We start from the raw sequence: 24,848 nt of genomic DNA on the forward strand, positions 1-24,848 counted from the left end.
TGGCAATAACTTTTATGATGTCTGCTATTTTAAAAATATTAGTGCTGAGAAACTTTCTAAGTGACGTGAATTATGAATAGTGATATTCAGAAATATGGTTTTAAAGAAGGGCTTCCGCAAGAATTTGAAATCGTAAAGCTTGCCGAATTATTTCAAGATTTTTCTAAAGATCTAACCTCCCCGCATAGAACCGAATTCTACCAAATTATTTGGTTTCAAAAGGGAACCCGCACCCATATGGTTGACTTTAACCCCATAAGCATTAAGCACAATACCCTTCTCTTTTTAGATAAAAATAGCGTACAGTGTTTTGATGATAAGGCTGCCATGGATGGTATTGTACTTTTGTTTACCGATAGTTTTTTCTGTAAGTCAGAGGCAGATACAAAATTTCTAAGAAGTAGTTTTTTGTTTAATGACCTACATTCGATTTCTACTATCGAGGCACGGGAACTGACCCCGATTTTCGCCAACTTCTTTCGGCTAATGGAGATTGAATTAAAAAATCCTTTGGACCACTACCAATCTGATATTCTTAGAAATTATTTACAGAATTTCTTGCTACTGGCAGAAAGAGAAAGAAAAAATCAGAACAGCACCACTGTTTATAAAGGGGCCGATCTTGAATGTGTTATCCGTTTTAGAGACCTTTTAGATCAACAGTTTCAAGAACAAAAATCGGTAAGCAAGTATGCGGTGCAAATGAATATTACCCAGAAACGTTTAAATCTGGCTACGTTAAAAGTTATGGATGTCACGCCCAAGCAAATGATTGATTCTAGAGTGCTTTTAGAAGCCAAGCGCCTACTTGTACATACTAGCGATAGTGTAAAGCAAGTGGGTTTCAAGCTAGGTTTTGAAGAGCCTACCAATTTCGTGAAGTATTTTAGAAAGCACCATAAGGTTACCCCTACTGAATTTAGAAATGGCTTTTTAGGGTAATATACTTTGGCGTAAAAGTACCATATTAAGCCCATTTTTTATCATTCGTGTTTTGCAGTTTCACCCCAAATTTGTTTTCTTAATTTATAACAAAACAAAGCGTCTGAAATGAAATTGGCAATTGATGTTATCGGCTGGTCGGGGTCTTCATTTTTGGTGATAGCCTATGGGTTTACCCTGATTGAAAATAAAAAATATTTGAATTACGGCAAGTATTTAAACTTGTTCGGGGGTCTTTTAATTGCGATTAATTGCTACTACTATAATGCAATTCCGTCTTTTGTGACCAACCTGATATGGAGTACGATGGCCACGCTAACTATCTATCGATCTAAGCGGAACTTTCTTCCAATGGCCAAAAAAAAATCTCGACTTCGTTCACAAATTAAATTTTAGGTTGTAGTCGGTTTGATTCTGAAGTGTTGAAACATATCATATAAAGGGCTTTTTAGATTGATTTAAAGCCGTTTTTCCGAAATTTTTGATTAAGCGATTAGAAACCCTATTCTAATCGCTTAATTTTTTTCAAGTAAATTTATCAAATGAAAAAGATCCTAATTCTGTTTGCTCATCCCAAATTTGAGAAGTCTAGGGCAAACTTGGCGCTAGTTGATCATATTAAGGAAATCGAGGGTATAACTTTTCATGATTTATATGAACAGTACCCTAATTTCAATGTCGATGTAGTTGCAGAACAATCTTTATTAGATCGACATGATGTGATTATTTGGCATCACCCGTTTTACTGGTATAGTTGTCCGCCGTTAATGAAACAATGGATTGACATGGTATTGGAGTTTAATTGGGCCTATGGCCCGCAAGGTAAAGCTTTGCATGGTAAAACCTGTTTAAATGTGCTTACAACTGGTGGCTCAAAAGAAGTATATTGTTCCGAAGGTTATAACAGTTTCACCGTGAGTCAATTTTTAAGGCCTTTTGAACAAACCGCTAATCTATGCGGTATGATGTATCTTCCTCCTTTTGCGGTGATGGGAACTCATAATTTGACTGTCGAAAAACTAACTGAATATGCCCACAGTTATGGAAATTTAATAGAACTACTAAAGACGGATATATCGGTTGAAGATTCTCAGGGCTATTCATTTTTAAACGACATTCCAAAGCTAAAACAGGTCAAACTATGACAGGAAGTTTACTTTTTCAAGCCATAGTATTTTTGGCGGGAGCTATTTTGTGTGTATCTATTGCGAAGCGATTTGGGCTCAGTTCCGTAATAGGTTATTTATTGGCCGGAGTTTTAATTGGCCCTTATGTTTTGGGGTTCATAGGCGAAGAAGGTCAAGATATTCTTCATTTTGCCGAGTTTGGCGTAGTTATGATGTTGTTTTTGATAGGCCTTGAAATAGATCCCCGAAACTTCTGGAACATGCGCAAATCGATACTGGGCATGGGGGGAATACAGGTCGGGCTTACCATGTTGCTCACATATATCTTTTTCAGTATCATGGGCTTTGAATGGCAAGTATCCCTGGTGATTGCCATGGCTGTAGCGTTATCTTCGACAGCGATTGCACTACAGACCATTAAGGAAAAAGGATTGATGGACACCACCTTTGGGTCATCGGCATTTTCAATTCTGCTATTTCAAGATATTATTGTCATTTTTATGCTGGGTGCATTACCCTTATTATCAAATACCGCGACAGATACGGCTGCAAATGAACACGGGTCTACCGGAAGTTTAATAGCAAGTTTACCTTTAGGGTTTCAAACGCTGGCTATTATTCTATCGGTTGTTTTAATTGTGGTAGCTGGTCGTTATTTAATTGTGCCCTTGCTTAGAAAAGTGGCAAAAACAAGTGTTAGGGAACTGCTGATTGCTGCCGCTTTTTTAATAGTATTCGGAATTTCCTTTTTGATGGAATTTGTTGGCTTGAGTCCTGCGCTTGGAGCTTTTTTAGGAGGTGTAGTACTATCCAACAGTGAGTTTAAACATGAACTGGAAAGCACTTTAGAACCTTTTAAAAATTTATTTTTGGGCTTGTTTTTTATGGCCGTAGGTGCTTCGATAAACTTTATTGTCATTGCTAAAAGCCCGTTGACAATCGGCGGAATTTTAATAGCCATTATTTTATTAAAAGCACTGGTATTATTCATTACGGCACGAGTGTTTAAGCTTAAAATGGACCAAAAGCTGTTGCTCACTTTTAGCTTGGCTCAAATAGGGGAATTTGCCTTTGTACTTTTATCCTTTGCATTTCAATTAAAAATATTAGATCAAGAGACCATAGATTTGATGTTGGTTATTACGGCATTATCCATGTCGTTGACGCCAATCATAGGGCTTATAAACGAACGCTTGATTTTACCGAAGGTGGGGACCAAAGAGTCTATAAAACGGCCAATGGATCACATTGCTAAATCCCACAAAATAATACTCGTAGGTTTTGGGCATTTTGGTAGTACGGTTGGGCGTTTTTTACGTTCGCATGGGGTAGAGGCAACAATTTTGGATCAAGATTCCAATCGTGTCGATTTTCTCCGGAAAATGGGATTTGAAGTCTATTATGGTGATGCCACTCGAATTGATTTGCTGGAATCTGCAGGTATTGCCGAAGCTAAAATATTAATTTGCGCCATTGATAATCCTAATATAACTAAAGAAGTCACTAAACTCGTAAAAGAGAAATACCCTCATGTTGAGCTAATGGTCCGTGCTAAAAATCGATATGATGCCTATGACTTATTGAATTTAGGAATAGAAAACATATACCGTGAAACTCTGGACACCTCATTGTCTTTGGCCAAAGATGTGCTAAGCAAAATGGGTTTCAGAAAATATACCTTAAATAGGCAAGTACAGAATTTTATCAAATATGATGAAGAAAGTATAAGGCGTTTGGCTAAGGAGCCCAAACGAGGGGATGAATACATTTTCAAGGCTCGAAAAGAGTTGGAAGAACAAGAGAAATTACTCGAAGACGACTTTAAAAGAGGTATCGTTGATTTAGACAATCATTGGGATAGTGAACACATTCGAAAAGCTCTCAATGAAAAGATTGAAAATTAGTTTAAAATACTTTCAAACGTGATGGGAATTGTATGAAACGGAATAGTTAGATTGGCTTCACCATGTTTATTATAACAACATCTTACCACATTAAAAATTGAAAAAAATTGTGAACCTATCAGAAAACAAAAAAAATGCAATCGCTTTTTATAAGACTGCTTATTTGGGCAATCCGAAAAAGGCAATAGCGGAATATGTTGGACAAGAATATATTCAACACAATCCCGCCGTTGCAAATGGCAAAGCCGGATTCATCGCCTATTTCGAGAGAATGCAAAAGGAATATCCCGAAAAATCGATTGAGTTTGTACGCTGCATTGCCGAAGGGAATCTAGTGGCTCTACACACTCATCAACTATGGCCTGATAATGATGAGTACGTCACCATGGACTTTTTCCGATTTGATGAAAACGGAAAAATTTGTGAACATTGGGATTCGATTCAGCAGGTTCCCAAAACTTCGAAAAACAAGAACAAAATGTATTAAAAAAGTGGTTCTTAATTGTTGCTGTTCACCATCCAGTTGATACCGTAGTTATCGGTACATCTTCCAAAATAACCCCATTCGCGTTCCCTAAAGTTGTGATGTATTTGACCACCACTCGATAGATTCTTAAAAAGTGTTTGGGCTTCGTCCTTGTTTCCGATTTCAACACTCATATGAATTTGGTTGCCATGGTTGATAGGAGTGTCCGGGGCAGCGTCATATGCCATAAAGTGCACATTCTTGCCTTTTAGTTCGGCATGCTGCAGTTTTTGTCGAAAAGAGGAAGGAACATCTATTTTCTTGTCCTCGTACGTTTGGCGATTCTTAATTTCGGCATTGAAAAGATCTGCATAATAATTAAGTGCTTCTTGACAATTACCATTAAAGGCGAGATAAGCTTGAAGTTTCATATTGTTTGTTTTTTATCGAAAGTAAGCGTTACTCGAATTCTAGCGTTGTTCAAAAAAATCAAGTTTTAACGCTAACCATCTCTGACGAAGCAACAGGTATCATTCATCTACATGTTTTATCATAATCTGTCTGATTTTACGGTACGGCTAAGATTACCCGAAAATTTGGCAACGAAATAGCCATTTAATGTTTAATGGCAAACCCATGAACCGAAAGGAAAGTGTGATTTAAGGGATTAATTTACAATTGAATCAATAAAATTTTGAATACCGATAATCACACCAAGGGCATCTTTCTAATTTTGCAATGGAAGGAGATATTATACGTATCGTATTTGATACTTTCTCCTCAATGGAAATTAATTAGTAATGTTAAATAGTAAAGCACTTATTATGAAAACTTTAAAATCAATTACAGTAATAATCGTAATATTTATGGCTTTTAGTGCCTTTTCACAAAACAACAATGACCAAAGGGTTATCAATGATGCCGAAAAGGCCAAGGTTAAATTAGAAGCAATAGATAAGGGGCTAGACCGATTTTTTAAGAATTCCTCCGGATATGTTATTTTTCCGAATGTCGGCGAAGGAGGATTTATTATCGGAGCGGCCTCGGGTAATGGGGTAGTCTACGAAAATGGAAAAGTTGTAGGTATGGCCGACCTTAAAAAAATAGATGTAGGATTACAGGCCGGCGGCCAATCACTTACCGAAATTATATTTTTTGAGACCGATGATGCCTTGAACGCTTTTAAACAAGGGGAATATAAATTCTCCGCAGAAGCTTCGGCCATAGCCATTGAAAAAGGAGTTGCGGCAAAAGCCAATTATGATGATGGGGTGGTCGCTTTTATAAAACCTAAGAAAGGATTGATGGCGGACCTGTCTATCGGAGGTCAAAAATTTGAATATAAACCCCTTGATATTCAATAAAGAGACATAAATGGATTTGAAAAAAAAGTCGGCAGTTATGCCGACTTTTTTATATTTCTGGTCAAAGATTACCGAAATGGGGGTTCTTATTATTTGGCCCTATTCTTATATATATCAATATAGCGTTGGTCTAATGCCGAAGAATCTTTGTATTTCTTCCGAAGTTCGTCCAATTCTGTGTGTAGCCTTTCTACCACTGACGCATATTCCGGATCGTTGTACACATTGTTCATTTCGTTTGGATCTTTCTTACGATCATAGAGTTCCCATTCATCTACATCATAATAAAAATGGACCAATTTGTATTCTTTGGTTACGATACCATAATGCCGCTTGACCATATGCACGCTTGGGTACTCGTAGTAATGGTAGTAAACAGCTTCACGGTCCCATTGATCGTCTTGTCCTTTCAAAAGCGGCATAAGACTTTCACCTTGCATATCATCAGGGGCTTCGATTTGTGCCGCCTCTAAAAAAGTTTGTGCAAAATCGAGGTTCTGTACCATTTCTTCGTTGGTGGTGCCCGCCTTGATTTCGTTGGGCCAGCGAATCAATAATGGTGTTTTGAAAGACTCGTCATAAATAAATCGTTTATCGAACCAACCGTGCTCACCGAGATAAAAGCCTTGATCGGAAGTGTATACGACAATCGTATTCTCGGCCAATCCGCTTTCATCCAAATAATCTAAAAATCGTCCTACATTATCATCGACCGAAGAGATGCTACCCAAATAATCTTGCATGTACCGCTGGTATTTCCAAATCATTTTTTCTTTATCGGTCATCGAAGGCCATCTGGTCTTGAAATCTTGATTGATAGAATCTAAAATTACTTTGTACGCGCTTTTTTGTTCTTCGGTACCTCTGTTGAATTCATTGTACACGCTGGCTTGTAGTTGTTCTACTTTGGGTTCTACACCTCCCATGGCTTCGATAGTCTCAGGCCATATTTTACTGTCGTGTCCATATTGCATATGAGTCAACAGATTCATTTCCGCAGTCTTGGCAGCAGTACCCCTATTCTCATAGTTGTCAAAAAGCGTTTCGGGCAGGGGAAAGGTTTTTTTTGAAAATTCCCTGAATTTGTCTGGTCTAGGCCACCAAGGTCTGTGGGGCGCTTTGTGAAGGTATGCCAGCATAAACGGCTTATCGGGATCTCGTTGTTTATCTAACCATTTGATACTTAAATCGGTAATGATATCTGTTACATAACCTGTAATTGTGGTATCTCCGTTTTTGGTTATAAAGTCGGGATTGATGTAATGTCCTTGGCCGGGTAAAATCATAAATTCATCTACACCTTTGGGGCTATTTCCGAAATGTAGTTTTCCGAACATGGCGGTTTGGTAGCCCGCTTTTTTGAATAGCTGGGGAAAGGTCACCTGTGTCGTGTCGAAAGGTGTGTGATTGTCTATCTTGCCATTGATGTGCGTATGTTTTCCCGTAAGGATGGTTGCCCTAGATGGGGCACAAATTGAATTGGTCACACAGGCATTGGTAAAACGCATTCCTTCGTTTGCAATTCTGTCTATATTCGGAGTGTTGATCAATCGATCGTCGTAGGCACTGATAGCTTGATACGCATGGTCGTCAGACATGATAAAGACAATATTCGGTCTTTGTTTTGTGGGCGCCTCTTTCTCCTTTTGTTCACATCCGAAAATGGCCAATACGGTAACTGATAAAAATAAAAAGTTAAGTTTCGTTCTCATTCGATGTTACTTTTTTAAGGTTTTGAATGTTGGTTTAAATTTCAGGGATTTAAATAATTCTGTCATTGTTTTTCAAATATAGCTATTACGTGTGTAACTTTTTTAAGGCATATGCATAAGCTCCAAGTGCTATCATAGCTGCCGTATCGTTTTTAGATACACCAACGCCAGTTCGTAGCATTGAATCGTAGGTTATTTTTTTATCGGTATTGGGTATTGCAATTTCCTTTTGGTTTCCCTCCAGTAGCTTTTGTTTCTGCTCTGGGTCTTCCAAGTTGAAAACCTGTTGGGGCAATCGCACCGCGGTATTACCGTCGGCCAATTGAAATTTTGATTGCATTTGTTGAAACATTGCGGGAGCGAAAAGGTCGAATGCAGCTGAAACACCTCCCCCTAGAACAACTACGCCGTCGATAATAGCAACTAAGGTTGCCAGGGCCTCGCCTAATACGGTGCCAAAATCATTGAAGGTAGCCATAGCCGCTTCTTGATTGCCTGGGGCTTTTCTTTTGGCGATATGGTAAATGTCGGCGGGCATGCCAACTTTCTCTAATGGTGTGCCTGCCTTTAATGCGTAGCTTCTCCGTATTCCCTCACGGCTGAGGTGCTCTTCAACATAAGAATCTGCATTAATAAAGTCGCGTAACAACCACCCTTCTCCTCCATTTGAATTATCACCTGTAATAATTTGGTTATTGCTCACTAGTCCCACGCCAAAACCGGTTCCAAGGGTTATGCCAATCAGATTTTTGAACCTTTTTAGATTATTGGCTTTCTTTAGGCTGTCGTTCAATTCGGGTAACAGACCACTAAGTGCTTCCCCGTAGGTAAATAGATTACCGTCATTATTAATGTATACAGGAATATTAAAGTGATGCTCAAGCATGGGGCCAAGTGCAACACCCCCTCTGAAGGCAGATAAATTGGGTAAATCTCCAATAATACCCCTAGGGTAATCTGCCGGGCCGGGAAATGCGAAACTAATGGCAGCCGGAGTGGTAGGTAGGGCTTTTTTCACCAATTCAAAACCCGAGGTGATAGATTCAAGGCATTTTGCCAAATCGTGCGAATTGGGTTCAAGTCTTATGGGTTCGATTATCGGCTTATTTTCTTGTATGGCCGAGAATATGAAATTGGTTCCTCCGGCATCAAGGGTCATTACAATACTCGGGTCTTTACTTTCCATATTTTTCATTAAGTAGGGGAGTTCGCTTTTGGTTGTATCAATACATATAATAAATTGGTTCAATCAATACTTTGAAAGGGCATTGCATTTTAATGTTTCCGTCAGTTAAAAGCCAAATATGCCATTCGTGTTGTAATATACAAATGATTGTGTATTTGCCATAGTCACTAAAAGGATTATGGTGATTGCGTGTTTAATTTTGAATGAGTTTTAGTTACTTCAGCCAATGAATATTCTTTGTTCATTTAGATAATTTTTGATGAATTTATGCTTTGTGTATAAAAACTATTGATTCTAAGTGATGATGTTTTAAATTTATCGCAGTTTTGGTGTCGCGATTGAAAATGGGTTACATCCATGCAATGCTCGTGCTTCTAAAATGTTTTATGTAAGTAAAACCTTTTTTTAAAAAAGAGCGTATTGCGGCAAGATTAGATGTTTTTGCGTCTATTCTTCCGAAGAAATAATCTTATCCTTGATCCTAAAATATATGGATATGAAAGTTTCATCATTAATCGGAATGGCCTCTGCCGTTGTTAGAAGCAAAAAGTTTAAAATCGTATTGGTCGGATTGCAATTGGGTTTTTTGACTATGAAGTACCTTTCGGAGAAAAAAGGGAAACCCGCTTCGAAGAAAAAGAAGAAAAAGAAAAAATTGTTGATAGGAAACTAATAATAGATAACAACATACTATGGCATCAGGATTTTTTGCGCTACTAGACGACATAGCTAGTTTGATGGACGATGTGGGGGCGATGAGTAAGATTGCCGGTAAAAAAACCGCTGGTATTTTAGGTGATGATTTGGCGGTAAATGCCGAAAAAGCTTCAGGTTTTATTGCATCGCGGGAAATTCCAGTATTGTGGGCCATCTCCAAAGGATCCTTGCTCAATAAAGTTATAATTCTACCCATAGCCTTTCTTCTGAGTGCCTTCTTACCATGGGCGGTCATCGTAATATTGGTATTGGGAGGATTGTATCTCGCTTACGAGGGGGCGGAGAAAATCTATGAATTTTTTGTACCTCATGAGCATTCGGTCATTGCGGCCCAAGCACCTAAAATGACCAAAGAAGAGATATTGACTTTGGAAAAGGAAAAAATAAAATCTGCTATTGTAACTGACTTTATACTTTCCATTGAAATTGTGATTATTGCCCTTGGTACGGTTGTAAATGAACCTATCTCTACCCAAATTTTTGTGGTATCGATTATTGCCTTATTGGCGACAGTTGGGGTGTATGGTATCGTTGCCTTGATTGTACGAATGGATGATTTTGGAGTCTACCTTATTCGGTTGAATGAAAGAGATAATAGTATCTCCGATTTTTTTGGAAAAATGCTTGTGGGCGCATTACCTTGGGTCATTAAAAGTTTATCGGTAATCGGAACTATCGCTTTGATTTTAGTCGCCGGTGGCATTTTTGTGCACAATCTTGATTTTCTACACGATTGGCTCCATGGAATACCGAGTATTTTGGGTGAGTTTCTCACAGGTTTGGTGGTTGGTTTTATCTGCCTTTTTGCAGTAATGTTATTTAAAGGTATTTGGAAAAAAATCGCCCGTTAATCGGCGTGGCCCTAAATCAAAAAAATCTAACATATTAGGGAAACCAGAACCTTATTATAAACCTCTCAGTGGTCAAGGTCTCGTGCTTGACTACCCATTGGAAGGTATTTAGAAATGTTTTTTTATAATGATGCTTCAGTAATAAATACCCATTCTTCATACAATTCATTTGAATGACAAAAGATTTGGCAATTGTAGATAGTTGCCACAGGCGGTGCTTTGGTGTAAATATCGTAATTGAATGTAGTTATGTGCCGATAATTTGTTTATTTTTCTACAATTTTATTACAGATATGGTAATTGAGAAAGGATTTTGCGTGGGACTATCCTTTCTGATTTCGATATTTTCAAGTCCTTTTGGTATTTTGGACCAGGACATTAATGGCTTTTAATTTATAATAGTAAGAACTATGCAGATAAAGGAATCCTCCGAAGTATATGATGTCATTATAGTAGGTTCTGGTGCGGGTGGTGGTATGGCGACCAAGCAACTGGCCGATGCGGGTTTAAATGTGGCGGTCGTAGAAGCCGGTCCTTTTTTCGATCCCAAAGACCCGAAAACCATGACGCAGTTAAAATGGCCTTATGAATCTCCTCGAAGGGGAGCCAGAACGGATCGCGCCTTTGGTGAATTCGACATGGCCTATGGAGGTTGGGAAATTGAGGGCGAACCCTATACGCGCGAAGAAGGAACAGAGTTTGATTGGTTTCGATCACATATGTTGGGAGGTCGTACCAACCACTGGGGTCGCATTTCATTGCGTTTTGGCCCTAAAGATTTTAAGGGAAAGGATAGGGATGGTCATGGTGAAAACTGGCCCATTAGCTACGATGACGTAAAACCGTATTATGATAAGGTTGATAAATTGATTGGGGTTTTTGGTACCAATGAAGGGTTGGAAGATGATCCCGATGGTTTTTTCCTTCCGCCTCCAAAACCAAGGTTACACGAACTATTTTATATTCAAGGAGCCAAGAAAACGGGTATTCCCGTATTTCCTGCTCGAAAATCGATTCTTACCAAACGAATCAACAATGAAAGAGGAGTATGCTTTTATTGTAGACAATGCAGCCGCTCTTGTTCGGTATACGCCGATTTTTCATCAGGTAGTTGTTTGATTTTCCCTGCCCAACAAAATGGGGGGCGTGTCAAAATTTTTGTCAATTCGGTGGTCCGCGAAGTAACCACGAACGAAGAGGGTAGGGCAACAGGTGTTTCCTATATCAGTAAAGAGGATAGAAAAGAATATAAATTAAAAGGTAAGGTGGTCGTGCTTGCGGCCTCGGCCTGCAGTTCTGCACGTATTCTATTGAACAGCAAAAGCAAACAGCACCCTAACGGGCTGGGAAATAGCAGCGATTTGGTGGGTAAATACCTGCATGATTCGACAGGGGCCAGCAAAGCGGGGTTTATTCCCGCATTAATGAACCGGAAGGTTTCTTATAATGAAGATGGCGTAAATGGTATGCACGTGTATTCCCCATGGTGGGGCGATAATTCGAAGCTGAATTTTCCTCGGGGGTACCATATTGAGCTCGGTGGGGGTATGGGAATGCCGAATTATGGATTTGCCATGAATACTAATGAATTCAATAAATTTTTCGGATTGAAAGTAGGTGGTTACGGAGAAAGTCTTCGGTCGGATGTAAAGAAATACTATGGTTCTGTAATTGGTATGGCTGGCAGGGGCGAGGCGATAGCCCGTAAGGACAATTTTTGCGAAATCGACCCGACAACTGTTGACCAATTTGGTATTCCGGTATTGAAGTTCAATTACAAGTGGTCCGATTTTGAAATCAACCAAGCAAAGCACATGCAAGATACCTTTGAGGAAATTATACATAATATGGGTGGTGAACCCATAAGTGAGACGCCCTCAAAAGAAAACCATTATGGTCTCGAGGCCCCAGGAAGGATTATCCACGAGGTCGGTACTACACGGATGGGAGATGATCCCAAGACTTCGGTCACCAATAGGTTCCAACAACTGCACGATGCCAACAACGTTTTTATTACCGATGCAGGCCCATTTGTGTCGCAGGGAGATAAAAACTGTACGTGGACAATCTTGGCGCTTTCATGGCGGGCCAGCGATTATATTATCGAACAATTGAAGCAACAAAATATCTAAGGCCTGTTAATTCTCGAGTATTTTTTTAGCCGTAGTTTTTTAATAAGTAAATACAGAGGAAACGGAGCCGCGCAAGTGATATAAAACAAAAAGCAGTTACAATATTTTGTAACTGCTTTTTTCGGTTTAGGCCGGTTATAAAAGGCTTTGGGCCTCTTGTTGTTCCGCAAAACAAAAAAAGTCCATGTGCTGAACCGGCATAAGGACTTTTTGCTTTAAGTGATTCTGACAAGATTCAAACTTGTAACCTTCTGATTCGTAGTCATACAAAAGATTGGTGCGAATCATTTCCTTAGAGAATATATTGATTGAAATCATATAAAAAAATGATTAAAAAACTGTCAGGCTGATATAGGTCATTTTACAAGATATATGGGAGTCGTACTTTCGGGATATCAATAAAACAAATGATTGTTTAACCTAAAAAAGATAAGTTATGCCGCTAGTAAAATTTAGAAGAAGACCTTTCGGAAATAGGTTCACACAAGATTTTTTCAATTTGCATGGTTTTTTTTGATGGCTGTATGTTGAAAAAAGGCGCCGTAAACAACCCTTTGTGGAACGGAAAGACTATGGAACTTGCCCCGAACATCAATAAAACCGACGATAATTTTGAAATCGAACTTACCGCTCCCGGTATTGTTAAAAAAGATTTTATTCTAACCATCGAAGATGGTTGTCTTAACATTACGGCCGAAAAGGAAAGCTCGGAAGAGGAAAATTATGAGAACTATACACGTAGTGAATGCAGCTACAACTCCTTCGAGCGGTCGTTGCATTTGCCCGAAAGCGTAAAAGAAGAAGAAATCAAGGCCAAGTACAGCAGTGGTGTTCTGAGCTTTAAATTTTCCAAAAAGGAAGTGTCCAAAAAGCGACCACCAAAAGTAATTGAGGTATCACAATGCTTTTTTAAAGATTTAGCTTTTTCAAAATGCCCTTCAACTACGGCCCAAATGTATCCAACTAAAGCGGTTTGGTTGGGGTATTGTTATTCCCTCATCTATCATTCCGAGGAAGGAGTAATTTCTTAGTCCATAGATCCGAAGTCAGCTACTAAAACACGACTTGCATAACAAATATTACCTTTTCTATGATCAAAACCCCATTCTTACGTACTGCCCAAGAAATCGCAACCGAGTTGCAAAGCGATTTAGACAACGGTTTGGATAACGAGGTTGCGAAAAAACGTATCGAAAAATATGGTCTGAACCAAATTTCACAAGAGGGGACGAAAAAGCGCTGGCGCATTCTTGTCGATCAACTCGCCGATCCCATAATCTATATTTTGTCCGTTGCCGCTCTCTTGGCCTTTCTCTTTAATGATTGGTTAGAAGCCGTAGCCATAGTAATCGTTATCTTGATTTCCGTCGGAATCGGGTTTTTTATGGAGTTGCAGGCCGTGCGTTCGTTGGAGGCGTTACGTAAAATGGGACAGGCAATGACACAAGTGCTTCGTTCGGGGAAAACGTTGCGTATCAAAGCATCACAATTAGTGATTGGCGATATAATCCTATTAAAAAAAGGAGATGTAATCCAAGCTGATGCACGCATGGTCTCGCAAGAAAACTTGTCGGTAAAAGAGTCCGCCTTGACGGGGGAAAGCGTTCCCGTCTTTAAAAAAATAGAAGTCTTGTCAGAAGACACTTTGATGGCCGATCAGCGTAACATGCTATTCAAGGGTACTATGGTCACCACAGGTTCAGGTAAGGCAATCGTCATCGCCACAGGCGCCAATACTCAATTGGGAAGGATCCAACAGATGGGCATGGACGCCGAAAAGACCATTACGCCCTTAGAAAAAAAATTGAAACAATTGAGTAAATGGTTGATTTGGCTTACCCTGATGTTTACCGTCCTTATCATTATTGCTGGATATATTCGGGGTAAGGATTTGTTGTTGATGATACAAACAGGGGTGGCATTGGCGGTTGCGGCTATTCCTGAAGGTCTTTCTATTGTGGCTACCATTGCTTTGGCCAAAGGAATGTTGCGCCTATCGAAAAAACAGGTCATCATCAAGAAATTGGAGGCAGTACAGACTTTGGGTGCTACCAATATCATCTGTACGGATAAAACAGGAACACTGACCGAAGATAAAATGAAAGTAGCTACCGTGCTCTTTCCCGGTGGAACCATTACCGATTTTTATCAGAAGAACGCGGAAGACTTTGATTTTGTAAAAGGGAAGGAAATTTTTGATAGGATGGTATGGGCAAGCATACTGTGTAATAATGTGGCTGTATCTGCCAAAGATAAAGTGGGCGATTCGGTTGAAATAGCCTTGCTCGATTTTGCACGACATGCGGGCTATGACCCTGAAACCATCCGAAGAGCAAATCCTGAAAAATTGGAACTGCCATTTGATGCCGATCGCAAATTGATGGCTACGTCCCATCAAAACAAAAATGGATTTTGTGTTTATGCAAAAGGTGCTTTTGAAAAAATCATTATCGATTGCAATTTTATTTTAAAGGATGGAAAAGTCCAGAAATTTGACCAAAAACAAGCATGGCATGCAAAAGTAGATAATCTCGCCGCACAAGGCCTACGGACTTTGGCCTTTGCCTATAAGGAAACCAAAGAACTTCCAGCAAAAGAAAAACTGACCCAAAACTTGGTATTTCTGGGCATTATCGGATTTATCGATCCCGCGCGGGACGATGTAAAGGCTACTATAGACATTTATAAGAAAGCAGGCATCAAGGTTATCATGGCAACGGGCGATCACCCCAAGACCGCACAAAAGATAGCCGAACAAGTCGGATTACTAGCACTAGATGCACCTTCTACCAAAGTACTACAGGGCAAGGATCTGTTGCATATCAAAAATGCCGATGAGAACCTTACCAGACAGCTACTCGATGCGACTGTTTTCGCACGGGTAACGCCAGAGCAGAAGTTGGATCTGGTAACTTTCCATCAAAAGAACAACCATATTGTGGGCATGATCGGCGATGGTATCAATGATGTGCCAGCACTTAAAAAAGCTGATATTGGTATTGCCATGGGCATCCGTGGCACCGAGGCCGCTCGTGAAGTGGCCGATGTTATTCTGAAGAACGATAAGTTTACGGCCATAGAACTGGCTATACGGCAGGGTAGGGTGGTATTTCAGAACATTCGGCAGTTTGTTGTCTATCTGTTGTCGTGCAACTTGGCGGAAATCATGTCCGTGGGAGTGGCCGCCTTAATGAACCTACCATCGCCTTTGTTGCCCTTGCAGATTTTGTTCCTCAATTTGGTTACTGATGTCTTTCCGGCATTGGCTTTGGGTCTGGGAAAGGGCGAGGAAGATAGTATGGAACAGCCACCTCGTGATTCTAAAGAGCCTATCATGACCCGAACTGATTGGTACGCTACCATCGTATATGGAGTCTCAATAAGTGCCTCCGTACTCGGTATCGTGGTCTATGCCAAGTTCGTTTTGAAACTATCACCGGACAATATTAATAATATGGCGTTCTATACCTTGGTACTGTCACAATTGGTCAATGTGTTCAATGTGCCAAAGTGGAGCGAATCTTTCCTTAAAAACGAAGTAACCAAAAACCCATGGGTGTGGGGCGCGATTGTTCTATCCTTGGCCATGACAGTTACCGCCTATCTAGTACCCCCTGTAGCGAGAGCACTAGAATTACGTACTTTATCGCCTCATCATTTGAGCCTTTCCGTTGTGTTCGCCTTGGGTTCCCTAGTGCTTACACAGTTGGTAAAGCGAGTGGGGAGAGCGACCCGATAGAATTTGATTTGAAAACCGTGTTAAGGCTTTTACAATGTACTATGTCACTAATTTATTTAGGGACAAACATAAATTTTATCTAATCTGCTCCTAGTTTACAGATTGACCTTCTCCCATATTTAGATACCGGTCTTAACTAGATTTTTTGTTTCGCGGGACTGTATTCTCAAATTGATGATGAAATGTTTAGTTGTACGATTATTACCGAGAGGTCAACGATTTTTTTGTGGAAGTACATAACAAAAAAGGCGGATGCCATTGGTACTTGATGAAGAATTTAACAAGGAATGTCTAAGGAACGATCTAAGTAGACCGCATATAGAGTAACTTATGAGAGCAGGGTTCCCTATAAAGGAATTTGAGGCCTGTTCCGTTACATGCAATTCCCGCTTACCTAGTTGCTATCGATCTTGTTGCGAATCAAGATTATAACTGTAGGGTGAATACCCCTGCACACACACTTCGACTTCGCTCAGTGCGTCGCCCCCTACCATAGGTCCCCCAACGGTCGTCGGTCGACGGAACGGGTATAGATTAACACCTTACTTTCCTTTTACCCACGGGCTAAGACTAATTTGTAAATTTAAATCATACCCGGCAGCCTTACTAAAACCCGATGATTTATCGGATTGGGGTTTTCCGCCTGTACGTGTTTCATTTTGGGGCTTTCCTGTTCTTAGTCCTTTTTCGAGGCTGTTCCAAAACGGATAAAGCCGATTGTTGGCCATTTCTAACATACCGCCCACATAACTCCGTTTATTCTTATCAAGAAAGAGCGCTGAATCTTTGGCATTGCTGTACGAAGCAGTTTCTTTCAAGCCGTTCCTTTCCAAAAACCCGAGCGCCACCAGTGTATCCAAAAAATCGTAAAGACTCCGATTGTGCAAACCCAATGCGCTTTGTATGTCTTTTCCAGACATCTCGCCGTCGGAAAGGTGCGTAAACAAGCCCATGTTAATAGCAGTCAATAATGTTTTTGATGCCCAAAAACCCATGCCAACTTGCATGATTTTTGAAGGATCTATCGATATTTCAATTGTTGATTTCATCTCTCTATTTTTAAATAAGTGATTATACTTTGCTGGTTAATTGCTCCTGAAAAAATGGCGCAAACGCTGCCTTGTTTTCTGTGAGCCATTGTTCAAATCCCTTTATCTCAGGATACATTTCATGACTCGATTTCAAATCTGCTTTTCTTTCTAGAATGTGTAATCGGTTGCAGGTAAACTGAGTGGCGAGGTCTTCTGCCCCTGGGAAGCCTAACGAGGCAAAGAACTCTCTTGAAATATGATTGTAATGAATGGTTTTCCCAAGTACCCTTGTAATTATCTCGGCATATTTCGCAGGCTCCAAGTCTTCAGCAACAGCACCTTTAAGTTTCCCGATGTAGACGGAAGGGTTGCTGAAAATTGCATTTACGATTCCACCTAAATCGGCAATAGCCAGTGCGGCTAATGGAGTGTTTCCCTGAGGAAACCCAAACCCATAAGTTCCATCTTCGAGTTTCATTGGTGGAAAGAAGGATAGAAAATTCTCGAAATGAAAGGCTGCATGAACATAGGTTGTTGGAGTGTCTTTCGATCTACTGTAGTTCTCCATAGCCGCTTTGGTTTCAAAGTGAGGCACGGATAAAGTTCCATTGGATAGTTGTTTGGCACTTGGAAGCGTACTGAAAACAAAGTGTTCAATATTTGCTGCTTCTACAGCATCTATTAGGTTTTAGGTATTGTTGTACTTGCGTTATTATTAATAAATTAGAGTACATTAGAACCAAATAAATTATTATTCACATTATGAAAATCTTTTCTAAAATTCTTATTACGACATTCCTTTTTGCAGGATATGCTGCTATCGGCCAAACAAAATCTCAAGCACTTTCTAAAATTAATACGGAAGGCTTCCAGAAATCACAGGTCATGAGTTTGATTTCTGACTTATCAGATGTTTATGGGCCTCGGCTAACAGGAACAAATCAATATTATGCTGCAGCGGAATGGGCAAAGAAAACTATGGAAAATTGGGGAGTCGATAAAGTGTATTTTGAAAATTATTGTGATGATTGTATGGGTTGGGAAGTAAAATCATTTAATGTAGAAATGACGGAACCTGCTTATATGAAAATTCAGGCCTATCCATATGCGTGGACAGAAAGCTCAAATGGTGTGCAAATTGGTGATCTGATTTGGATTCAAACTTATACTGATTTAGAAAAAGTAAAAAAACGATGGAGCGGAAAATTACGCGGAAAGACCATATTGATAGGATCTGCTCCAGAGCAAAATATGTTATTTGAGGCGCTTTCAACACGATTTACTGAGGACCAAATTGAGGAAGCAGAAAAATCAATTGTACCTGTACCGAACAATCCTTTGGGGCCATCTGCCGGAGATATGGATTTAGTAAAAGATTTGGATGTTATTTTCAATATGATGCTCAAAAAAGATGATGCCTTTTTTCAATTCTTAAAGGCTGAAGGTGCCTTAAGCATGTTAGGAACTACACCATTTTTCCCTGGGATCATTCATCCAAGCGGCACGTATAATTTTCGTGAAAGTGATGAAAAGCCAATTCCATATTTTGCAATTTCTCCAGAAAATTTTGGAAAATTAAATCGTTTGATTGAACGGGAAATGATTCCCAAAATTAAATTCCATTTAGATTCCGAACTGTACTTAAAACCTAAAAACAATGTGAATATCATCGCTGAAATTACAGGTTCGGACCCAAAATTAAAAGATGAAGTTGTGATGATCGGTGCCCATTTTGATTCCTGGCATCCTGCATCTGGAGCAACGGATAATGGCGCAGGATCTGCGGTGATGATGGAAGTTATGCGAATTATTAAAGCAACGGGCTTAAAACCCAAGCGAACCATAAGAATTGCACTCTGGGGTGGCGAAGAACAGGTGTTTTTAGGCTCATTGGCCTATGCGGAAAAGCACTATGGAAAAGTAAATGAAACGATGAGGAAAAAAGAGGTCGAAAAAATTTCGGCCTATATCAATATGGATAATGGTGCTGGTCAAATGCGAGGTGTATATTTACAAGGAAACGAAGGAGTAAGGCCTATTTTTGAAGAAATGTTAGCGCCCTACGCGCATTTAGATGTAAATAATCTAACCATTCAAAATACCGATTTCACAGATCACGATGTTTTCGATTACTACAAGATACCTGGGTTTCAGATAATACAAGATAAGTTGAACTATAGTACGGTAACGCATCATACTAATTTAGATGTTTTAGAATATGTTCCAAAACGTGATATGATGATTAATGCAACTGTAATTGCCGCACTTGTTTATCAAATTGCAGAGAAGGATTCGCGTTTGCCTAGAGAAGATTAATTACTTATGAACTTGTTTTACTAAATGTAGTATATTTTCATAGTTATGTTGCTCTTGGTCATAATTAAGCACAACGTTTCGTGTGAGCATCCCGCAGGGTGCTATGCTCTATACATTTTGTGTGTAGTTAATTAATTATTTTTTTAAACCACAAATTATTAACTCGTTCAGATGAAATTCTAAATCCTGTTATTTGTTGTTTATCATTTCTTTCAAATTTAAAGGTATAGTAACCTTCACGAAACATATCACTTTTGACAACTGATACTGGGAAATCTTCAGAGCGATAATGCGTAAAGGTAAGTTTGTTGTCCTTTATAATAGCTTTATAAGTAGTGCTTAATTCTGGACTAAAGTATTCGCCAGTGAATTCTTCAAGACTTGACAGAGAATTGCTAGGAGGGGTAAATTCATCATATATAATTGGTTCAGCATCATTTATTAAAACAATCATCTGCCGTTGATCATTAGATTTAGAAAATTTAATTATTACATCATCATTAACTCCTAACATTTTAAATTTCTTAGGCGAAACCGGAGCTAAAGAACTTTCATTTCCTTCACTTCTAAAATATCTTAATGTATCATTTTGAACATAAATTTTTCTGCCATAATTTCTATCATCATTCCTAAAATGACCACTGAATTTTTCTAATTGTTCATTAGTGAGATTTATATATTCCACCGCAGTTTAAGATGTTATAGTTGCATCTGATTCTTTTTCAAAAGAATCCTTTAAATAAAGGTCTGCAACTTGAAGTGATAAATTTATAGGGTTGGATTGGCCTAAGTTACCAAAGACCATTACGGAAAAGTTCTGATCAGGAAACCTGCCTAAATAACTGCGATATCCAGCGTCAACTCCGTCATGTTGAATTTGATTTAATCCCTTGTATTTGTTTATGAATTGACCGTATGCACCACCAAAAGTTTCTCCATTATTTAGTACTGCCAGCGTATTCATTTTGTTAAATATGTATTCATTACCTACTACATAAGACGAAAAATTCATAGACCAAAGTGCAAGATCTTCAACTGTTGTAAATAGACTAGTAGCCCCTACATTCGCATAATTTAAAACACTTTTTTTATAGACATTTTCTTTTACCGTTTTATATGAATAGGCTCTGTTTTTTACAATTTTCTCATGATCATCATAAAAAAGTGTATTAGACATACTCAAGGGTTTAAAAATATTTTCTTCAGTAAATTCTGCAAATGTCTTACCGGAAATCCTTGCAACTACTTCCGCTAATAAAGTAAAACCTGTATTACAATACATATAGGATTCACCAGGATTAAAATTTAATTCTTTTTGCTGAAAAACTAATTTTAAAATGTGCTCTTTAGTGATAATGTCATCTTGTCTCCATCCGGCCATACCTAGTAAGCCCCACTGATCTCTCATTCCACTTGTATGTGAAGCCAAATGTCTTAAAGTAATTGTTTTTCCGAAATCAGGAACTTGGGGAATGTGTTTGCGAATATCATCATCGAAAGATAACTTTCCTTCTTTTTCTAGTAATAGAATTGAGAATACAGTAAATTGTTTCGAAACAGATGCAATATGGAAAATTGTAGAAGGTGAATTTGGAATACCATATTCTAAGTTAGCGCTTCCATAACCTTTTTTAAAGACAATTTTCTGATTTTTAACAACAGCCACAGTTGCTCCAGGTTTATTTATATCATTGAAATTTTCAAAAATACTATCTATTTTTAGTTCCAATTCATTAGAAAAATTGGCTTGTGCAAATAGGTTTAGTGAGAATAGTAATGAAGAAACTATTAGAATTGAAAAAAAACGAAAAGCTTTAATACAATTCATAATTATAATTGTTTTAGAAAATGTTACGTCCTAAAATACGGCTACACATTAATATTAGTTTTAAGCGGCATATTGATGCACGTAATTAGGTTTTTTGTAATCTAAAGATAAATGCAATCTTTTAGAGTTGTATAACTTGATTGCGTTTTTGGCTGCTTTTTTAGCATGGAACACACTGGTAAAGGTTCGGTCAAGATAGAATTCATCTTTGAGGATTCCATTTACGCGTTCTGCCATTGCATTTTCGTAACAATGGCTATCTTCTGTCATACTAATATCAATCTTGTTTCTCTTTAAAATTTGAATGTATACATTGCTACAGTACTGTATTCCTCTTATCAGAATGATGAATAAGCTGTTTAATATTTTTAGCTTGGTATATAGCCTTATTTAAGGCTCTTTCACAGCCCTTAAATTCTAGGCTATTGCTAATATCATCTCTCCTAATTCAGCCGCAAGATACAGAGCCTGCAAAATTGCTTGTTTTTGACAAAGTAAAATTACCACTTTATAGCAGCCCAAATTGGTCGATGATCGGAAAGAGGTTTACCATATTTTTCCCATTCTACCTTATAACTCGGCATTGATTTATCCTCTTCCTTCGGATTTTTAGCATCCATTATAATTCCACCGTCGTAAACCTTTGCCTTAATCTTTGTATTGTAATAGATATGATCAATTACTCCACTTTCAACCCCAGTTTCAATATGTTGATGCGTACTCCTATGTTGCACATTTATATTCAAATCGTTCCATATATTTTGCATTCCATTTTGCTCCAATAAGTTCAAAGGAGCATCGCCTATATGGTTATTGAAGTCGCCCATTATTACGAACCTTTCATTTTTAATTTCAGGAAGAACTTGATTTGCAATAAATTCGGAAGCAGAGCCATTAGCTGTATCTGAAAAATAAGGCCGTCCTGGAATATGTAAAGAATAAACTAAAACAATTTCTCCCTGAATTTTAGTTTCTGCTCCAACCATGGATGCCGGTCCCCAGCCTACTGCATTTATTTCGATTTCATGCAGATTATAGAGCGGGGTACGGCTTAAGATAGATTTAAATTTATCCTTATGGTTAGCGGAAGAGATCTTTCCAACATAGGTATAATCCATATCCAGTTCTTCTCCTACTTTAGCAGTCCATTGACCATCCGGAACTTCAGAAAAACAGATTATATCAAGATTATACGGTTTAAACATTCTACCAATTTGTTTGGGAGTTCCCCAGTTACCAAAAAGAACATTATAAGCAGCCAACTTTATTTCAACAGATGCCTCAGGTCGTTTTGGATCAACTTTATGTTTATTTTTAGGCTTGCATGAAATTATTGCAATTACCACTAGGATCAAAGTTGCCAGAACTGTTGATTTTGTTATGAATTCTTTTCTTTTCATTTTACTTGGTTCAAATGTTCGTTAATATACATTGTTTACAAAAGTTATAGATTAGGGTTTAAGCTATGCGTAGTTTGGGAGCGGAGAAACAATTCCCGTTCCGCCACGCACATAGCGAAATCTTTTGGTTTTGTTTTTTCTTTTCCTTGTTTAAAGCAAAAATTGAATATTTCGCTGACGCGTAATTTTCAATTTTGCGGACATCATAAAAATACACAAACCCTGCGATTAAGCCCGAAGCCCGTATTGTTTATAGCTTTGTGTTACTTGCTGCCTTAATTTTATAGTTCTTGTTTGTTTTTTACTCTTCCAAAACGCTTTCGATTTGATTTATATCTCCATCAATTAATTTTGGAATTTCTAAGCCTAATATCTTACACATTAATGGATAAAGATGAATGTTTTTTATCGAAGGTATTTCATAATTATTTTTAAAGGCTGGACCATTCGCATAAAATATCCCATGCATTTCTTTGTATTTGCTATCATAGCCATGAACTCCAAAGGTTGTAACGCCCTCTTCGATAAGAGTGTCTTTGCATCTTTGATTCCAAAAATGATAACCGTAATCTGGTATTAATTGTATTGCACCCCAGTTTTTATTTTTTGGGATGTACTCAAAACCTGGTGTATTTTCAGTTTTATAAGCTTTGAAATTACTTTCCTTATTTCTTAAATACTGTAGTACAGAATCTATTTCAACATCTTTTTTTGGATGAATATTTACTATTGTACCATTTTCAATTGTCATGAATAAGTCATCGTTTTCGATAGAATCTATTGGTATTATTTTGTTAGTAGACTGATTTCCCATACCATGATCAGAGACTATCATAATATTTACAGGAAGCCCAGTTTCTGATACTCCTTTAAACAAATCTCCTAAATTTTTATCTAATTCAAACAATGCCGTTTTCAGTTTCTCGTCATTATTAGTACCATAATCGTGTCCAACTTTATCCATATCACTAAAATATAATGTAATAAAATGTGGTCTGGGTTTCTCTTTCAAGTTCAACCAATGTATTGTTTGATTAACTTTTTCACCATTTTTAACGCTATTATCAAATGTATAATAGTACGTAGGTCTTATTCCTTGAATATCTGCTTCTGTACCTACAAAGAAAAAACTGGCAGTTACAATATTTGCCTTAATTGCCTCTACCCAAATCGGTGAACCTCCATAAAAGCTTCCATCTTCTGCCATTCCCGGACTTCTTTTATTAAAGAGCGTGTCCTTCTTATAATCATAAAATATATTCCCTATTATTCCATGTTTTTCAGGATAAAGCCCAGTAGCAATGGTATAATGGTTTGGAAAAGTCTTAGTAGGAAATGAGGGTATTAATGATTCTGCCTTAACACCTTTTTTGGTAAATGAACTCAAATTTGGTGGATTGTATTTTTCCACGTAATCCCATCGAAAACCATCAAGAGAGATTAAGATTAAATAAGGATTTTTTCGAGCAGTTTTTGAGTCTGTATTCGCATTGGAATTAGACGGACTTAATATTTTTTTATTGCAAGAAGTCAATAATAACATTCCTATAATAAAAACTGATGTAAGTATTGTTATTCGTTTTATCAATTCGGTTGATTTTTAGTGGTTTCAGGTAACGTTTGGGCTCGTGCGTAGTTGCTCTGGCGTTTTTTTTGGTGTAGAATTAGTTTGATATAAAAGTAGGGAACCAAATTCAATTAACCCTTTGAAAGCAATTACTTATAGCCATTGTGGGCGGTTCGTTTTTATTCCTTTTTTCACTTCAAATATTTTGTCCAAATGTCAATAAATTACTGTCTGGGTCAAGTATCGAAAATTCCTTTTGTCCCCAAGGTTTGATTTCCAATTTTCCATTTGGGTGAATTTCAGTCTGTTTGTCCAATAATGATTTATAGAATTCGTCAATATTGTTGGTCCGAATATAAACTTGTCCATAATTTTCTTTCGGGTCGATTTCTTTGAATTCAAAGAAATGAATTTGGATTTGGTCTTTTTCCATCATCAAATAACCGTCAAAATCGGCACTTCCAAATTCCTTAAAACCTAATCGGTTTGAGTAAAATTCCCGAGTCACTTTTTTGTCACGCATCGGTAATTTCGGATTGATGTCCGTTAGCATATTATTATCTTAA

At 38.1% G+C, this 24,848-nt stretch carries 23 protein-coding genes; 12 read left to right on the forward strand and 11 right to left on the reverse strand.

The window, feature by feature from the left end; genetic code table 11:
• Positions 1-72: 72 nt before the first annotated feature.
• The 5 genes from BLS33_RS14040 (at position 73) to BLS33_RS14060 (ending at position 4,460) form a co-directional block, all read left to right on the forward strand.
• Entirely contained in the window at positions 73-942 is an 870-nt protein-coding gene (locus BLS33_RS14040) for an AraC family transcriptional regulator (protein ID WP_089890358.1), read from the forward strand.
• Between the two features lie 108 nt (positions 943-1,050).
• Positions 1,051-1,338 (forward strand): CBU_0592 family membrane protein, encoded by a 288-nt coding sequence (locus tag BLS33_RS14045; RefSeq protein WP_089890362.1) that lies wholly within the window; start codon positions 1,051-1,053, stop codon positions 1,336-1,338.
• A gap of 146 nt (positions 1,339-1,484) precedes the next feature.
• Complete coding sequence (gene kefF / locus BLS33_RS14050; protein ID WP_089890365.1) at positions 1,485-2,087, forward strand: glutathione-regulated potassium-efflux system oxidoreductase KefF; 603 nt, start codon at positions 1,485-1,487, stop codon at positions 2,085-2,087.
• Positions 2,084-3,973 (forward strand): monovalent cation:proton antiporter-2 (CPA2) family protein, encoded by a 1,890-nt coding sequence (locus BLS33_RS14055; protein ID WP_089890368.1) that lies wholly within the window; start codon positions 2,084-2,086, stop codon positions 3,971-3,973. The genes kefF and BLS33_RS14055 overlap by 4 nt, the downstream gene beginning before the upstream one ends.
• A gap of 109 nt (positions 3,974-4,082) precedes the next feature.
• The gene (locus BLS33_RS14060; RefSeq protein ID WP_089890500.1) at positions 4,083-4,460 is read left to right on the forward strand and encodes a nuclear transport factor 2 family protein; all 378 of its coding nucleotides are present in this window, start codon (positions 4,083-4,085) and stop codon (positions 4,458-4,460) included.
• 11 nt (positions 4,461-4,471) lie between these two features.
• Here the strand turns inward: BLS33_RS14060 and BLS33_RS14065 are convergent, their stop codons facing one another.
• Entirely contained in the window at positions 4,472-4,870 is a 399-nt protein-coding gene (locus BLS33_RS14065; RefSeq protein ID WP_089890371.1) for a VOC family protein, read from the reverse strand.
• A gap of 393 nt (positions 4,871-5,263) precedes the next feature.
• Here BLS33_RS14065 and BLS33_RS14070 point away from each other — a divergent pair, with 393 nt between their 5' ends.
• Positions 5,264-5,803 (forward strand): lipid-binding SYLF domain-containing protein, encoded by a 540-nt coding sequence (locus BLS33_RS14070; RefSeq protein ID WP_089890503.1) that lies wholly within the window; start codon positions 5,264-5,266, stop codon positions 5,801-5,803.
• A gap of 89 nt (positions 5,804-5,892) precedes the next feature.
• On the opposite strand, the gene BLS33_RS14075 is transcribed toward BLS33_RS14070, so the two are convergent.
• Together BLS33_RS14075 and BLS33_RS14080 are read right to left on the reverse strand one after the other, a co-directional pair.
• A complete protein-coding gene (locus BLS33_RS14075) occupies positions 5,893-7,515 on the reverse strand; it encodes a sulfatase family protein (RefSeq protein WP_089890374.1) in 1,623 nt (540 codons plus the stop codon).
• A gap of 85 nt (positions 7,516-7,600) precedes the next feature.
• Positions 7,601-8,710, reverse strand: coding sequence for an ROK family protein (locus BLS33_RS14080; protein WP_218129562.1), 1,110 nt, complete (start codon positions 8,708-8,710; stop codon positions 7,601-7,603).
• Positions 8,711-9,197: 487 nt separating this feature from the next.
• Between BLS33_RS14080 and BLS33_RS24870 the strand changes: the two genes are divergently transcribed.
• The 5 genes from BLS33_RS24870 (at position 9,198) to BLS33_RS14115 (ending at position 16,140) form a co-directional block, all read left to right on the forward strand.
• Entirely contained in the window at positions 9,198-9,374 is a 177-nt protein-coding gene (locus tag BLS33_RS24870; RefSeq protein ID WP_176801391.1) for a hypothetical protein, read from the forward strand.
• A gap of 19 nt (positions 9,375-9,393) precedes the next feature.
• Positions 9,394-10,269: a DUF808 domain-containing protein gene (locus BLS33_RS14090; RefSeq protein WP_089890380.1), complete on the forward strand. Its 876-nt coding sequence runs from the start codon at positions 9,394-9,396 to the stop codon at positions 10,267-10,269.
• Between the two features lie 410 nt (positions 10,270-10,679).
• Positions 10,680-12,401 (forward strand): GMC family oxidoreductase, encoded by a 1,722-nt coding sequence (locus tag BLS33_RS14100; protein WP_089890387.1) that lies wholly within the window; start codon positions 10,680-10,682, stop codon positions 12,399-12,401.
• Between the two features lie 524 nt (positions 12,402-12,925).
• The gene (locus BLS33_RS14110; protein ID WP_245731453.1) at positions 12,926-13,432 is read left to right on the forward strand and encodes an Hsp20/alpha crystallin family protein; all 507 of its coding nucleotides are present in this window, start codon (positions 12,926-12,928) and stop codon (positions 13,430-13,432) included.
• Positions 13,433-13,491: 59 nt separating this feature from the next.
• A complete protein-coding gene (locus BLS33_RS14115; protein ID WP_089890393.1) occupies positions 13,492-16,140 on the forward strand; it encodes a cation-translocating P-type ATPase in 2,649 nt (882 codons plus the stop codon).
• Between the two features lie 542 nt (positions 16,141-16,682).
• Here the strand turns inward: BLS33_RS14115 and BLS33_RS14120 are convergent.
• Together BLS33_RS14120 and BLS33_RS14125 are read right to left on the reverse strand one after the other, a co-directional pair.
• Positions 16,683-17,189: a methyltransferase family protein gene (locus BLS33_RS14120; protein WP_089890398.1), complete on the reverse strand. Its 507-nt coding sequence runs from the start codon at positions 17,187-17,189 to the stop codon at positions 16,683-16,685.
• A gap of 22 nt (positions 17,190-17,211) precedes the next feature.
• Positions 17,212-17,853: an NmrA family NAD(P)-binding protein gene (locus BLS33_RS14125; RefSeq protein ID WP_089890401.1), complete on the reverse strand. Its 642-nt coding sequence runs from the start codon at positions 17,851-17,853 to the stop codon at positions 17,212-17,214.
• An 80-nt stretch (positions 17,854-17,933) separates the two neighbouring features.
• Here BLS33_RS14125 and BLS33_RS14130 point away from each other — a divergent pair, with 80 nt between their 5' ends.
• Positions 17,934-19,487: a M20/M25/M40 family metallo-hydrolase gene (locus tag BLS33_RS14130; RefSeq protein ID WP_089890404.1), complete on the forward strand. Its 1,554-nt coding sequence runs from the start codon at positions 17,934-17,936 to the stop codon at positions 19,485-19,487.
• Between the two features lie 127 nt (positions 19,488-19,614).
• Here BLS33_RS14130 and BLS33_RS14135 read toward each other — a convergent pair whose 3' ends face one another.
• From BLS33_RS14135 to BLS33_RS14160, 6 genes are all read right to left on the reverse strand, one after another.
• Positions 19,615-20,172 (reverse strand): hypothetical protein, encoded by a 558-nt coding sequence (locus BLS33_RS14135; protein WP_089890408.1) that lies wholly within the window; start codon positions 20,170-20,172, stop codon positions 19,615-19,617.
• A 6-nt stretch (positions 20,173-20,178) separates the two neighbouring features.
• Positions 20,179-21,315: a serine hydrolase domain-containing protein gene (locus tag BLS33_RS14140; protein WP_089890411.1), complete on the reverse strand. Its 1,137-nt coding sequence runs from the start codon at positions 21,313-21,315 to the stop codon at positions 20,179-20,181.
• Positions 21,316-21,375: 60 nt separating this feature from the next.
• The gene (locus BLS33_RS14145) at positions 21,376-21,705 is read right to left on the reverse strand and encodes an integrase core domain-containing protein (RefSeq protein ID WP_317039863.1); all 330 of its coding nucleotides are present in this window, start codon (positions 21,703-21,705) and stop codon (positions 21,376-21,378) included.
• A gap of 110 nt (positions 21,706-21,815) precedes the next feature.
• Entirely contained in the window at positions 21,816-22,715 is a 900-nt protein-coding gene (locus BLS33_RS14150) for an endonuclease/exonuclease/phosphatase family protein (RefSeq protein WP_089890417.1), read from the reverse strand.
• 301 nt (positions 22,716-23,016) lie between these two features.
• Positions 23,017-24,303: an alkaline phosphatase family protein gene (locus tag BLS33_RS14155; RefSeq protein WP_245731455.1), complete on the reverse strand. Its 1,287-nt coding sequence runs from the start codon at positions 24,301-24,303 to the stop codon at positions 23,017-23,019.
• Positions 24,304-24,478: 175 nt separating this feature from the next.
• Complete coding sequence (locus BLS33_RS14160; RefSeq protein WP_089890427.1) at positions 24,479-24,835, reverse strand: bleomycin resistance protein; 357 nt, start codon at positions 24,833-24,835, stop codon at positions 24,479-24,481.
• Positions 24,836-24,848: the final 13 nt, after the last annotated feature.

This window comes from Kriegella aquimaris (assembly GCF_900103215.1).
GTDB lineage: Bacteria > Bacteroidota > Bacteroidia > Flavobacteriales > Flavobacteriaceae > Kriegella > Kriegella aquimaris.